The sequence below is a fragment of the Brevibacterium sp. 2SA genome (assembly GCF_005502845.1).
Lineage (GTDB): Bacteria > Actinomycetota > Actinomycetes > Actinomycetales > Brevibacteriaceae > Brevibacterium.
The window spans coordinates 1-13945 of sequence record NZ_SCMW01000043.1 but is presented as its reverse complement, the minus strand read 5'-3'; the positions used below and the strand labels follow the sequence as shown (position 1 = coordinate 13945).

At 69.8% G+C, this 13945-nt stretch carries 11 protein-coding genes; all 11 read right to left on the bottom strand.

Annotated elements, in window-relative coordinates; genetic code table 11:
* Positions 1-3 precede the first annotated feature (3 nt).
* The gene (gene murC, locus FFS20_RS13560; RefSeq protein WP_137826369.1) at positions 4-1404 is read right to left on the bottom strand and encodes a UDP-N-acetylmuramate--L-alanine ligase; all 1401 of its coding nucleotides are present in this window, start codon (positions 1402-1404) and stop codon (positions 4-6) included.
* A gap of 2 nt (positions 1405-1406) precedes the next feature.
* The gene (locus FFS20_RS13555) at positions 1407-2510 is read right to left on the bottom strand and encodes a UDP-N-acetylglucosamine--N-acetylmuramyl-(pentapeptide) pyrophosphoryl-undecaprenol N-acetylglucosamine transferase (protein ID WP_137826368.1); all 1104 of its coding nucleotides are present in this window, start codon (positions 2508-2510) and stop codon (positions 1407-1409) included.
* 1 nt (position 2511) lies between these two features.
* Entirely contained in the window at positions 2512-4143 is a 1632-nt protein-coding gene (gene ftsW / locus FFS20_RS13550; protein ID WP_249356852.1) for a putative lipid II flippase FtsW, read from the bottom strand.
* Between the two features lies 1 nt (position 4144).
* The gene (gene murD, locus FFS20_RS13545) at positions 4145-5680 is read right to left on the bottom strand and encodes a UDP-N-acetylmuramoyl-L-alanine--D-glutamate ligase (protein ID WP_137826367.1); all 1536 of its coding nucleotides are present in this window, start codon (positions 5678-5680) and stop codon (positions 4145-4147) included.
* Positions 5670-6761 (bottom strand): phospho-N-acetylmuramoyl-pentapeptide-transferase, encoded by a 1092-nt coding sequence (gene mraY, locus FFS20_RS13540; RefSeq protein ID WP_137826366.1) that lies wholly within the window; start codon positions 6759-6761, stop codon positions 5670-5672. The genes murD and mraY overlap by 11 nt, the downstream gene beginning before the upstream one ends.
* Positions 6758-8224 carry a UDP-N-acetylmuramoyl-tripeptide--D-alanyl-D-alanine ligase gene (murF, locus tag FFS20_RS13535; RefSeq protein WP_137826365.1) on the bottom strand — a complete coding sequence of 489 codons (1467 nt, stop codon included), beginning with the start codon at positions 8222-8224 and terminating at the stop codon, positions 6758-6760. The genes mraY and murF overlap by 4 nt, the downstream gene beginning before the upstream one ends.
* Before the next feature lies 1 nt (position 8225).
* Positions 8226-9764 carry a UDP-N-acetylmuramoyl-L-alanyl-D-glutamate--2,6-diaminopimelate ligase gene (locus tag FFS20_RS13530; RefSeq protein WP_249356851.1) on the bottom strand — a complete coding sequence of 513 codons (1539 nt, stop codon included), beginning with the start codon at positions 9762-9764 and terminating at the stop codon, positions 8226-8228.
* Entirely contained in the window at positions 9764-11530 is a 1767-nt protein-coding gene (locus tag FFS20_RS13525) for a penicillin-binding protein 2 (protein WP_137826363.1), read from the bottom strand. The genes FFS20_RS13530 and FFS20_RS13525 overlap by 1 nt, the downstream gene beginning before the upstream one ends.
* A 62-nt stretch (positions 11531-11592) precedes the next feature.
* Positions 11593-12135: a hypothetical protein gene (locus FFS20_RS13520; protein WP_249356850.1), complete on the bottom strand. Its 543-nt coding sequence runs from the start codon at positions 12133-12135 to the stop codon at positions 11593-11595.
* Positions 12132-13094, bottom strand: a complete 963-nt coding sequence (gene rsmH / locus FFS20_RS13515) for a 16S rRNA (cytosine(1402)-N(4))-methyltransferase RsmH (protein WP_137826362.1) — start codon at positions 13092-13094, stop codon at positions 12132-12134. Before rsmH ends, FFS20_RS13520 begins: the two co-directional genes overlap by 4 nt.
* Positions 13095-13295: 201 nt before the next feature.
* The gene (gene mraZ, locus FFS20_RS13510; protein ID WP_040342214.1) at positions 13296-13727 is read right to left on the bottom strand and encodes a division/cell wall cluster transcriptional repressor MraZ; all 432 of its coding nucleotides are present in this window, start codon (positions 13725-13727) and stop codon (positions 13296-13298) included.
* Between the last annotated feature and the right edge of the window lie 218 nt (positions 13728-13945).

The window sequence follows — 13945 nt, the reverse complement described above, 5'->3', positions numbered from 1 at the left end:
GTCTCACTTCTCCAGGGCGGCGAGGATCTCGGGGCCGAGGATCGTCACATCGCCGGCGCCGACGGTGAGCACGAGGTCGCCGGGGCGCACGCGCTCGGCGACGAAGGGCACGGCGTCGGCGAAGGATTCGAGGAACGTCACATGCGAATGGGGGACGCGTTCGGCGATGAGGTTGCCGGTCACCCCGGGCACCGGATCCTCCCGGGCCGGGAAGACGTCGAGGACGACGACCTCGTCGGCGAGTCCGAGAGCCTCCCCGAACTCGGCTTTGAATTCCGCGGTGCGCGAGTAGAGGTGGGGCTGGAACACCGCCCACACGCGTCCCTCGTCGGTGACGACCCCACGGGCGGCGGTGAGCACCGCGCGCAGCTCGGTCGGGTGGTGGGCGTAGTCGTCGATGACCCGGACGCCGGCCGCGATCCCCCGCTCCTCGAAGCGGCGGCGGGTGCCGCCGTAGCCGGCGAGTCCGGCGGCGGCCTTCTCGACGTCGGCGCCGAGCGCGTGGGCCACGGCGACCGCGGCGGTCGCGTTGCGCGCGTTGTGGGCGCCGGGTTGGCGCAGGGTGATCGGCAGCGCGGTCCCCCGCCCGGGGATGACGAGTTCGAATTCCGAGCCGAGTCCCGAGACGAGGTCGACGATGCGGATGTCGGCGTCGTCGGCGGTGCCGTAGAGGAGGACGGCGGTGCCCTGACGGCGGGCCTCCTCGGCGACATCCCGGGAACCGGGGTCGTCGGCGCAGGCGATGACCGTGCCGCCGCGAGCGCCGATGCCGGCGGTGAAGTCGACGAAGGCCTGCCGGACGTTCTCCGCGGTGCCGTAGTGGTCGAGGTGGTCGGCTTCGACGTTGGTGAGGATCCCGATCGCCGGTTCGTAGAGGAGGAACGAGCCGTCCGATTCGTCCGCCTCGGCGACGAAGACATCACCGGTGCCGAGGTGGGCGTTCGTGCCTGTCGTCGAGAGCACCCCGCCGATGACGAACGAGGGGTCGAGCCCGCAGGCCTGGAGCGCGACGGTGGTCATCGACGTCGTCGTCGTCTTCCCGTGGGTGCCGGCCACGGCGACGGCGGTCCGGCCGGCCATGAGGGAGGCGAGGGCTCCGGAGCGGTGGAGGATCCGCAGGCCCCGCTGACGGGCGGCGACGAGTTCGGGGTTGTCGGCCCGGATCGCCGAGGACACGACGAGGGTGTCGGCAGCGCCGAGGTGGTCGGCGTCGTGGCCGATGTCGACGCGGGCGCCGAGCGCCCGGAGGATGTCGACGACGGCGGACTCCTTCGCGTCGGAGCCGGAGACCTCGACGCCGTTCATCGCCATGATCCGGGCGATCCCGGACATGCCCGACCCGCCGATGCCGATGAAGTGGACGGCGCCCAGTTCGGCGACGGGGACGATCTCGGACTGGCTCATGGTCATCCTCTCAGGGCGGCGGTCGTGATGTCGGCCATTGCGGCCGCGGCGTCGGTGGGGTAATGGAGGCCTCTGGCGGCGCGGCTCATCTGCTCAAGACGCGCCTCGTCGGCGATGAGCGGGAGGACGACGTCGGTGACCGTCGCCGCGGTGAAGTCGGCGTTGTCGACGATCTGCGAGCCGCCGGCGGCCGCGCTCGAGGCGGCGTTGAGCCGCTGTTCGCCGTTGCCGATCGGCAGCGGGACGTAGATCGCCGGGACCCCGACGACGGTCGTCTCGGCGACAGTGGCCGCCCCGGACCGGGCGACGAGGAGGTCGGCGGCCGCGTAGACCTTCTCCATTCCGTCGACGTAGTCGACGACATGGTAGTCGGGCAGCTCGGCTGTGGCCTGTCGCAGGGACTCGCCCTTGCCCGCGCCGGTGATGTGGAGGACCTGGATGCCTGCGGCCTGGCACGCCGCGGCTGCTTCCTCGAACGCCTCGTTGATCCGCTGGGCCCCCGAGGAGCCGCCGGTGACGACGAGGACGGGCAGGTCGGGACGCAGACCCAGCGCAGTCCGGGCGGCGTCCCGGACGCCGGGGTCGCTGCGGTCCAGGGTGGAGATCTGCGCGGGCATCGGCATCCCGACGAGCGTCGAGTTCCTCAGCGTCGTGTCGGGGAACGTCACCCCGACCCGTCCCGGCTTCGTCAGCATCGCGCCGAGGCGGTTCGCCATTCCCGGCTTCGCGTTCGCCTCGTGGATGATGATGGGCACCTTCGCCTGCTTCGCGGCGAGGTAGGCCGGCGGGCACACGTAGCCGCCGACGCCGACGACGGCGTCGACGCCGCGGTCGGCGATGATCCGGCGCACCGCGGCGATGTTGTCGGCGAACGCCTTCGGGAAGCGCAGGAGACCGGGGGTCAGCCGCCGCGGCATCGGCACCTTGTCGATCGTGACAAGCTCGAACCCGGCGGCGGGCACGATCGAGGTCTCGAGTCCGTCGGCGGTGCCGAGGGCGAACACATCGGCGCCGTCGAGGCGCTGCCGCAGTTCCTCGCCGATGGCCAGCATCGGCGAGATGTGGCCGGTGGTGCCGCCACCGGCCAGCAGGATGCTCGTCGTCATCTCACTCCTTCTTCTTCCGGCCGGGAGCTCTCCTGGCCAGGACGGCGAATGAGGACCGCACGCGGTCCTTGTGGGCGCGGATCGCCTCGGGGGCCCCCTTCTCCGTGCGCGCGAAGGAGAGGATGACTCCGACGGCGAGCAGGGAGGCGATGATCGAGGATCCGCCGTAGGACACGAACGGCAGGGGCAGCCCGATGACGGGCAGGAGGCCGGCGACGACGCCGACGTTGATGGCCGCCTGGCCGATGAGCCACGCGAAGAGGCCTGCCGTGGTGATCTTCGCGAACAGGCTCTCAGCGCGCAGCATGACGCGGATGAGGCCGAAGGCGAGGACGGTGAAGACGAGGAGGACGAGGATCGTGCCAACGAGGCCGAGCTCCTCGCCGATGATGGCGAAGATGAAGTCGTTGTGCGCTTCGGGCAGCCACGACCACTTCTCCCGGCTTGCCCCGAGGCCGACGCCGAACCAGCCGCCCGAGGCGAGTGAGAAGAGCCCGTGGTTGGACTGCCACGCCTGACCCGTCGTGTCGATCGCCGCCTGGTCGGCGTGCCCGGTGATCGCGAGGGCGAGACGGTCGAGCCGGTTCTCGGAGCTGAGCACGTAGAACGCGGTGACCGCCCCGAGGCCGGCGAGGAGGAGGAGGAAGTGCTTCATCGGGAAGCCGCCGATGAAGAGGCAGGCCAAGGCGATGGCCATGAGGACGAGTGCGGTGCCGAGGTCGTTGCCGGCGACGACGAGGCCGACGGCCACGGCGATGCCGGGCACGACGGGGATCATCGCGTGCGTGAACGTCGTCATCTTCCCGAACTTGTTCGCGAGCACGCAGCCGAGCCACACGGCCAGGGCGATCTTGAGGAACTCGGAGGGCTGGAGCTGGAAGGAGCCGAGCTGGATCCAGTTCGCGTTGCCCTTCGTCTCCTTGCCGAAGCCGGGAATGAACACGGCGGCCTGCATGAGCACCCCGAGGCCGATCGCCGGCCATGCGAGCTTCTTCCACAGGCTCAGCGGCACGAAGGACGCGGCGATGAGGAGGGCGAAGCCGACGGCCGCGAAGCCCGCCTGCTTGTTGAAGTACTCGAACGAGGAGCCCTCTCCCCCGTCGTACGACGTGATCGAGGAGGCCGAGAGCACCATGACGAGGCCGAGCCCGGTCAGCGCCACGACGGAGATGAGGATGAGGTAGTACGTCGCGAGCGGATTCGCGGAGATCGTCCGGTATTCGGCGACGACGGAACGCAGCAGCGCCCTGCCGGGAATCCCGCGCCGCCGTGTCGTCCCCGGCGCCGAGGCGGTCCCGGAGTCGGGTGCGCTCGTCACCTGAGCCTGCCCACCGGTGGTCGTCTGCGCGGTCGTCGGCGTCGCGCCGGTCGTCTTCGCGCTGGTCGTCTTCGTCCCGGACTTCTTCGCCCACGGCATCGTGGCTCTGGGCTTCTTCGCGGCAGGCTTCTGCGCGGCCGCCTTCTTGCCTTTGGGCTTCTTCGCGGCAGGCTTCTTCGCGGCAGCCGCGTTCGCACGCGACGCTGTTCCGCCCGCTGGAGTCGTCGTCTTTCCTCCGCGGTCGGTCCTGGTCGGGGCGTCGACCGGAGCCGAGTCCGCGCTCGGTCGGCGTCGCGTCGTGCTCTGCCGTCCCATGTCAGCGTCCTGGCAGCTGCTCGACGGCGTGGGCGAAGAGCTCGCCTCGGGTGCTGTAGTTGAGGAACTGGTCCATGCTCGCCGCGGCGGGGGCGAGCAGCACGGTGTCGCCGGGGACGGCGATCCTCCAGGCGGCGGCGACGGCGGCGTCCATGACGGCGGCGCCGCGGGCGGCGGGGTCGGTCCCCGGGTCCTCGGGCAACGGGTCGATGCGGACGATGTCGAGGTCGGGGGCGCCTGCGGCGGCGGCCGAGCGGAACGCCGCGTCGTCGGCGCCGATGAGGATGAGCGCCTTGAGCCGGTCGGCGTTGGCGGCGAAGAGCTCGGTGAAGTCCGCGCCCTTGGGCAGGCCGCCGGCGATCCACACGATGGGGTCGAAGCTCGCGAGCGATGCCGCGGCGGCGTGGGTGTTCGTCGCCTTCGAGTCATCGACCCAGCGGACGCCGTCGGTCTCGGCCACGGTGACCATGCGGTGGGCGCCGAGGGCATGGTTCTGCAGGCCCGCGGCGATCGCCTGGCCGGGCACGTCGATGCTGCGGGCGAGGGCGGCGGCGGCCAGCGCGTTGGCGATCTGGTGGTCGGCGGGTCGCTGTCCCGGGGTGCCTGCTGCCTGGGCGACGTCGGCGAGTGAGGCGATCTCGGCGGCAGCCGTGTACCGCTGCGGGATGAAGGCCCGGTCGACGAGGAGGTCGTCGACGACGCCGAGCTCACCGGGGGCGGGGATCCCGGTCGTGAAGCCGATCGCCCGGGCCCCGGCGACGACCTCGGCGTTCTCCACCATCGTCTTCGTCGCCGGGTCGGCGACGTTGTAGACGCAGGCGTCGCGGACGTGTTCGTAGATCTTCGCCTTGTCACGGGCGTACGCGTCGACGCTGCCGTGCCAGTCGACGTGGTCGGGGGCGAGGTTGAGGACGACCGCGGAGGTCGCCGACATCGAGAACTCCCAGTGGAGCTGGAAGCTCGAGAGTTCGATCGCAAGCACCTCGAGGCCGGGTTCGAGGACGGCTTCGAGGAGCGGGGCGCCGATGTTGCCGCACGCCTTCGCGCGCAGTCCCGCGGCGAGCAGCATCGACTCGAGCATCGTCGTCGTCGTGGTCTTCCCGTTCGTCCCGGTGATCGCCAGCCAGGCCGCGTCGTTCGTCCCGCGGATCCGCCACGCGAGTTCGACCTCGCCGATGACGGGGATGCCGGCGGCGATCGCCGCGGCGAGCACCGGCTGGTCCGGGGTCCATCCGGGTGAGGTGACGACGAGGTCGAACGTGCCCTCGGGCAGTCCGGTCACGGCCTCGGGTCCGCGGCGGATGTCGACGTCGAAGACCTCGAGGATTGCGGTCTTCTCCGCCATGTCCTTCGTCGCGTCCCCGTCGATGAGGACCACCTCGGCGCCGCGTTCGGCGAGGTGGACGGCGGCGGGGAACCCGGTGACGCCGAAGCCGGTGACGAGGATCCGCAGCCCGTTGAGCGACGACGTCGGTCCGCTCAGCGCCGCGGGGATCCGGTCGGCCAGCGGGTAGTCGGTTGCGAGGTCATCCGCCAATGCGCGCCACCCATTCGGCGTAGAAGAGGCAGACTCCGGCGATGACGAAGAGCGCGGCGATGATCCAGAACCGGACGACGATCGTCACCTCGGCCCACCCCTTGAGTTCGAAGTGGTGCTGGAGGGGCGCCATGCGGAAGACGCGTTTGCCGGTGGTCTTGAACGAGGCGACCTGGATGATCACGGAGAGGGTGATGATGACGAAGAGGCCGCCGAGGACGACGAGGAGCAGCTGGGTCCGGGACATGATCGCCAGGCCGGCGATGGCGCCGCCGATCGCGAGCGACCCGGTGTCGCCCATGAAGATCTTCGCCGGCGAGGTGTTCCACCACAGGAAGCCGAAGCAGGCGGCGGCCATGGCGCCGGCGACCATCGCGAGGTCGCGCGGATCGCGCATGTAGTAGCACGCGTTCGTCGCCTCGGACATGAGGTTGCAGTTCTGCGTCGACTGCCAGGTGCCGATGACGACGTAGGCGGCGAAGACGACGGCCGAGGCGCCGGCGGCGAGACCGTCGAGGCCGTCGGTGAGGTTGACGGCGTTCGACACGGCGGTGACGATGAGGTTCGCCCAGATGATGAAGAGGACGAGGCCGAGCGCGCCGCCGGCGAAGGCGAGATCGAGGTTCGTGTCCCGGATGAAGGAGATCTTCGTCGACGCCGGGGTCTCCCCGAACGAGTTGGGGAACTGGAGGGCCATGACGGCGAACGAGATGCCGACGAAGGCCTGGCCGAGCAGCTTCGGCACGGGGCGCAGACCGAGGGAGCGCTGCTTCCTGATCTTGATGAAGTCGTCGAGGAAGCCGACGATGCCGAGGCCGGCGGCCAGCCACAGGACGAGGAGTCCCGAGGCGGTGGGCACCGAACCGGTGAGCAGATGGCCGAGGAGGTAGGCGATGATCGCGGCGCCGATGATGACGACACCGCCCATCGTCGGGGTTCCGCGTTTCGTCGCGTGCGTCGTCGGGCCGTCGTCACGGACGAACTGACCATAGCCGCGCTTGACGAGGACCCGGATGAAGAGCGGGGTCCCGACGAGCGCGAGGACGAGTGCGACACAGGCCGCGAGCAGCACCGCGATCATTGGGCCCCCGAGACGCCGGCGATGTCGTCCCCGAGATACCGCAGGCCGGCATCGCGTGAGGACTTGAACAGAACGATGTCGCCGGCGGTGAGCTCTGCGGTGAGCAGATCCTTCGCTTCGGCGGCAGTGGCCACCCACGACGCCTCATTGCCCCACGAGCCTTCGAGGTTCGCGGCGTTGAAGATCGGCTTGGCGCCCTCTCCGACGACGATGGTGCGGGTGATGTTGAGGCGGACGACGAGTTCGCCGATGTCGGCATGGGCGCTGATCGACTCGTCGCCGAGTTCGAGCATCTCCCCGAGCACGGCGAAGGTCCGCCGGGGGCGGGACTCCTCGTCGCCGCGGCCCATCGCCGCGAGCGCCTTGAGCGAGGCGCGCATCGATTCGGGATTGGCGTTGTAGGCGTCGTTGAGCACGGTGACGCCGCTCGGCGAATCGATGAGCTCCATCCGCCACCGGCTCGCCGCAGACGAGGTCGCGAGCGTCGTGACGATCGACTTCACACCGACCCCGCACGCGGACGCGACGGCGGCAGCGGCCAGCGCGTTGCCGACGTGGTGTTCGCCGACGAGGGCCAGGCGCACCTCCTGCGGTTCCTCCCCGGGCAGGTGGAGGACGAACGAGGGGTGGCCGGAGGCGTCGGTGGAGACTCCCGTCGCCCGCACCACGGCGTCGTCGGCGCCGACCCAGTCGGGCAGCGACTCGCGCTGGGAGAACCACAGCGTCGTCACGTCGGGGGCGAGCACCTCGTGCATCGCCGCGACCCGGGGGTCATCGGCGTTGAGCACGGCCGTCCCGCCGGCGATGAGGGATTCGACGAGTTCGGCCTTCGCCCGGGCCGTGTTCTCGATCGACCCGAAGACTCCGGAGTGGGCGGTGCCCACGGCGAGTTCGACGGCGATGTCGGGACGCACGAGGCCGGTGAGATAGGCGAGGTTGCCGATCGACCGGGCGCCCATCTCGAGGACGAGGAATCGGGTCTCCTCGTCGGCGCGCAGGGCTGTGAGCGGAACCCCGACCTCGTTGTTGTACGAGTTCGGGGGCCACACGGTCGGGGCCTCACCGGCGAGGAGATCGGCGGCGAGGTCCTTGACCGTCGTCTTCCCGACGGAGCCGGTGATGGCGATGACGGTGATCTCGCCAGAGGCCCGCAGCGCCTCGACGCTCGCACTCGCCAGCCGCCCGAGCGCCTCGGTGGCGTCGGAGACGAGGACGGTGGGCAGAGGCTGGTCGTCGACGGTGGGCACGGATTCGCCGATGATCAGTGCGGCACCGGCCTCGACGGCGGCGGCGGCGAACTCGATGCCGTCGACGTTCTCGCCGCGGCGGGCCACGTAGATGTCGCCGGGTCCGACTTCGCGGGAGTCGGTGACGACTCCGGCACTCAACAGGGATTCGGGGTCTACGCCGTACAACTCGCCGTTGACGGCGGTTGCGATGTCGGCTGCACTCAGTCGCTTCATATCAACTGTGAACTTTACCTGTTTCCGGACCGCCGAGTCGCGCAGTCAGCGCCGAGCGTGTCCGGGTGCGGTCATCGAATTCGGTGACGACGGCGCCGATCGTCTGGCCGGTTTCATGCCCCTTGCCCGCGATGAGCACGGTCGTTGCAGGGTCTGCTGTCGCAATCGCTGTGTCGATGGCCTCGCCCCGATCGGCGATTTCGATGACCTTCTTCACACGCGCGTCGCCGGACGAGACAGCCGCCTCGATCCCCTCCCGCACGGCCGCCCGGATCGCGGCGGGATCCTCGGTGCGCGGGTTGTCGTCGGTGAGAACGATCACATCGGCTCCGCGCGCCGCCGCCTCGCCCATGCCGAAGCGCTTGCCGGGGTCGCGGTCCCCGCCGGCGCCGAAGACGATGACGAGCTCGTCGCTGTCGGCGTCGAGGGAGGCCAGGGCCTTCTCGATGGCATCGGGGGTGTGCGAGTAGTCGACGATCGCCCGGGGCAGCCCGGTCGCCGGTGCCGGGTCGACGTCGATGATCTCCATGCGGCCGGGCACGGCGGCGGTGAAGGTCCGGCCGATCTCCGCCAGGTCGGCAGGGGCGAGGCCCGCTTCGACGAGCATGGCCGCAGCCAGCGCGGTGTTCGTCACGTTGAAGTCACCGGGCAGGGGTGAGCGCAGCGGGATCGGCGTCCCGTCGCCGAGGCGGAGGGTGAAGTCCGACTCCCCCGGCACGTGGTCGATGCGCAGCTCGCTGCGGTCGTCGCGACCGAGCGTGCGCACGGGGATCTGCGCGGCCTCGGCCATCCGCTCCCCCCAGGCGTCCTCGATGACGATGACGGCGCGGTCGGAGAAGGCGCGGGTGAAGAGCAGGGCCTTGGCCGCGAAGTACTCGTCCATCGAGTGGTGGAAGTCGAGGTGGTCCTGGGAGAGGTTCGTGAATCCGGCGACGGCGAAGTGGGCGCCGTCGACGCGGTGCTGGGTGAGCGCATGCGAGGAGACCTCCATCGCGCAGGTGTCGACGTCGGCCGCGCGCATCTTCGCGAACAGGGCGTGGAGTTCGGGAGCCTCGGGGGTCGTGCGGACGCTCGGCACCGCGGTGCCGGCGATGAGGGTCGCGACGGTGCCGATCACCCCGGTGCGTCGCCCGAGCGCCTCGAGCAGACCGGCGAGCAGGTACGTCGTCGTCGTCTTCCCGTTCGTCCCGGTCACGCCGAGGAGCTCCGGGGTCACCGAGGTGCCGTAGATCGCGGCGGAGACGAAGCCGAGCACGCCCCGGGGGTCATCGACGATGAGTCCGGTCACCTCGGCGAGCTGGTCCTCCGGCACGTCGGTGCTGATGATCTCCCAGCCGGCGGGGTCGGTGAGGATCGCCGTGACTCCGCGGGCGACGAGGTCGGCGGCGAAGCGGGCGCCGTGGACGTTCGCGCCGGGCAGGGCGGCGTAGAGCTGGCCCGGGGCGACGGTGCGCGAGTCGTGGGAGACCCCGGCGACCTCGCGTTCGGGGTCGCCGTGGATCGTGCCGGGGGCTGCGGGGAGCAGCTGGGAGATGCGCATCATTTCCATTCTCGTGGCGGGAGCTGGGGCTGTTCCGTGGATGGGGGGATCTTGTAGTGCCGCATCGCGAAGCCGGCGACGTCGGAGAACACGGGCGCGGCGGCGGTACCACCGTAGTAGCCGTCGCGGGGGCGCTGCAAAGTCACGGAGATCGCGAACTTCGGGTCCTCGGCGGGGATGACGCCGACGAACGAGGCCGTGTAGCCGTCGTAGCCGCTGCCGTCGGCGGCCGGCGCCTGGGCGGTGCCCGTCTTGCCCGCGACCCGGTAGCCGGACACGGCAGCGGACTTGCCGGTGCCCTCGGCGACGACGCCCTCGAGCATCGCCAGGGTCTGGTCGGCGGCCTTCTCGCTGACGACCCGCGTGGGCTCTCCGGCGGGGACCGGGATGGTCTTGCCCGACGGGGAGATCGTGCCGTCGACGAGGCGGGCGGGAACGCTCACTCCCCCGTTGGCGATCGTCGCGATCACCGAGGTGGTCTGCAGGGCGTTCGCGGCCATGCCCTGGCCGAACATCACGGTGTACTTCGTGCGCCCGTCCCAGTCCTCGTAGGGGTGGAGGATGCCGCCGGTCTCGCCCGGGAAGTCGACCGCGGACTTCGAGCCGAATCCGAACTTCTTGAGGTACTCGTAGCGCTGGGCCTCGGTGAGCGCCTGACCGGCGAGGATCGTTCCCGTGTTCGAGGATTCGGCGAGGATGCCGGCGAACGTGAGCTTCTGATCGGGGTGCGGGGAGGAGTCGCGGAACTCCTCGTCGTTGGGCGCCGTCCACGTGTCGGGGACCGTGAACTCCTGGTCGGGGGTGACGAGTCCCTGGTCGAGGAGAGCGGCGGCGGTGACCATCTTCGCCGTCGACCCGGGTTCGAAGACGTCGGTGAAGATCCGCGAACCGCGATCGTCGCCGTCGACCTTGCCGGGGTTGTTCGGGTCGACGGTCGGGGCGTCGGCGGCGGTGACGATCCTGCCGGTGCCGATCTCCTCGATGACGATCGAGCCGGATTCGGCCTTGCGGGCCTTGACCTGCTCCTCGATCGCCTGCTGGGCGTAGTACTGCATCGCGGGATTGATCGTCGTGCGGATGCCGGAGCCGTCCACGGCGTTCTCGATGTTGTTGTCGCCGAGCGGGATGATCTCCCCGCGTGCCCCGCGCTCGTACTGCTGCTTGCCGTCGCGGCCGCTGAGCTCCTCATCGAAGGAGAGTTCGAGTCCCGCCTGCGCCTGGCCGTCGGAGCTGAGGAACCCGACGAGGTTGCCGGCGATCGCCCCGGACGGGTACGAGCGCACCGCGTACTCCTCGGCGGAGATGCCGAGGATGCCGAGGTCGTCGATCTCCCGCCACGTCTCCGAGGTCAGACCCTTGGCGACCGGGTTCCACCGCTTGTCCCCGACGAGTTCGGGGTAGAGGAGACCCGGGTCGGTGTCGAGCGGGCCGGCGAGCGCCTCGGCTGCCCCCCACGCGCCGACGAGCTTGCCGTCGACCTTGTACTGGGCGACGTTCTGCTGGTCGACGACGACCTGGTAGCGGGAGACGCTGTCGGCGAGCACGGTGCCGTCGGATGCGACGATCTGACCGCGGTCGGCGGGCAGGGTGCGGGTGACGAGGCGGTTGGCCAGGGCCTGTTCGGCGAGCTTCATCGAATCCATGCCCTGGATCGAGATGAGGCGCACCCCGGTGATGACGAGGACGAGAGCCGAGAAGGCTGCGATGACCGCGACACGGCGACGGAGGTTGGGAGTCTTCTTCGCCTTGCGTGTCCGCGGGGCCATACTTCGTCCTTACCTCATCGGCTCAAATCTCTGTCACTGCCGTCGCCTGCTGTGCGGGCCGCTCACTTGGGAGCGACCTGCGCGGGAGGCGCGATGTCCTTGCTGGGGCTGCCGCCGACGACGGGCAGCGTCTCATCCGATCGTAGATTGGGCCGGAGGTCTTCCCTGGTATCGGCGCGCGGTCCGGGCACAACTGCCGGTTCCTTGTCTCCGCTCTCGTCGATCGGCGGGGCGTCGATGACCTTCCCGGTCTTCGCGTCGAGGAACTCCGGGGAGGTGTCGCGGACGAGTCCGAGCTCCTCTGCGGCCTTCGCGATGTTCTGCGGGGACTCGCGGTAGGAGTTGTCCTCGACGAGGCGGTCCTTCTCCTCGGCGAGCTGCTCCTTCTGCGCCCCGAGCTGATCGATCTGGTAAGAGGTGTTGGAGATGTAGATGTTGAGCAGGAGGACGGCGACGAGCGCGGTGACGAGGATGCCCAGGCACAGCAGTGAGAAGGGCAGCTTCGACTTCGGCAGTTCGAACTTCAGCAGCCGCAGGCGCGGCGCCGGCGTCGTCGTCGCCGGTGTGCGGTGCTGTGGCCGGGTGACGGCTGGGGCGTGACTCACGGCTGTGCCTCCCTGATCTTCTCGACGGCGCGCAGGCGCACGCTCTTGGCGCGGGGATTGCTCTCCGCTTCTTCCTCATCGGCGACTTCGGCGCCGCGCACGATCTCCCGCAGCCACGGTTGCATGTGCTCGGGCACGACGGGCAGGTCCGGTGGGGCCTGGGTGTGGGTGCCGGCGCGGAAGATCTTCTTGACGATCGTGTCCTCGAGCGACTGGTAGGACTCGATGACGGCAACACCGCCGAGGTGGAGGGCATCGAGCGCTGCCGGCAGCGCGGTCCGCAGCACCCCGAGTTCGTCGTTGACCTCGATCCGCAGCGCCTGGAACGTCCGCTTGGCCGGGTGGGAGCGCTTCTTCGTGTCGGGCAGGACGCGGGTGAGCATCGCCGCGAGCTGATCCGAGGTCGTCCACGGCGTCTGGCCGCGGTCGGCGACGATGATCTTCGCGATCTTCCCGGCCATCTTCTCCTCCCCGTAGTCCCGGAGGATGCGGCGGAGGTCGGCCTCGGAGTAGGTCGCGAGCACCTCGGCGGCGGTCAGTGTCTGGGTCTGGTCCATCCGCATGTCCAGCGGCGCCGGACGGGAGTAGGAGAACCCGCGCTCGTCCTCGTCGAGTTGGAGGGAGGAGACGCCGAGGTCGAGGAGGATCGCGCTGATCGCGTCGATCCCGAGGTCGTCGAGGACGTTCGGGAGCTCGTCGTCGACGGCGTGGACGATGTCGGTGCGGTCGGCGAACGGCTGCAGGCGCGCACTGGCGATCGCGATGGCGTCCTGGTCGCGGTCGAGGCCGACGAGGTGGACGTCTGGGAAGGCTGTGAGCACCGCCTCGGCGTGACCGCCCATCCCGAGCGTGCCGTCGACGACGACAGGGGTGATGCCCTGTGCCCGGGCCGCCGCGACGCCGACGCCGATGAGCTCGACCACGCGGGCCAGGAGCACTGGCACATGCTGTGCGTTCATGGTCGAGCCCTTCGTGCGTGGTCGTCGGTGTGTGTCGGTGGCCGTCTGAACCGGCCTGCCGGCCGGGCGTCCTGCTGGAGCCGGAACCTTGTCCGCCGTGGCCCTGGCACCGGGGAAGTGTGTCAGGACTGGTGTGCTTCGGAACCGGGGAAGTGCCCCGAAACCCCATGCACGGCGGGCAAGGATCGAGCCCGAGCAGAATCAGATCACTCCGGGGATCACCTCGTTCTCGCGTTCGGCGAAGGCCTGCTGCGCGCCGACGAGGTACTCCTCCCAGGTCGGGGCGTCCCAGATCTCGACTCGGTTTCCCATGCCGATCACCGCGACTTCCCGGTCGAGTGATGCGTACTGCCGCAATATGTGCGGAACGGTGATCCGTCCCTGCTTGTCCGGCTGGTCCGCGAAGGCCGCTGACAGGAACACGCGCTGGTAGTCGCGCGCCTCCTTGTTCGTCTTCGGCGCGTTCTGGATCCGCTCGTGCTCGGCTTCGAACTCCGTGGTGGGGAACAGGGTGAGGCAGTTCTCCTGGCCACGTGTGAGAACGAGTCCGGGCGAGAGCTCGTCGCGGAACTTCGCGGGCAGGATGAGGCGACCCTTGTCGTCGAGCTTCTGCATATGAGTGCCCAAGAACATGTCGTCTCACCCCTTTCGAAACCAATCGGCTCCGATAGCAACCACAGTACTCCACTTCCCTCCACCCAATCCAGCACCTGACCCCACTTTCGCCTGAGAACCCGATAAACGCCCAGGTCAGACCCGTGGAGGAAAGTGGAAGAAATCTCCCGCCCGCGCGTCTCCGGGGGTTCCGAGGAGGGCGGATTCGGGTCCGGACGACCACCTCGGCGCGGTCC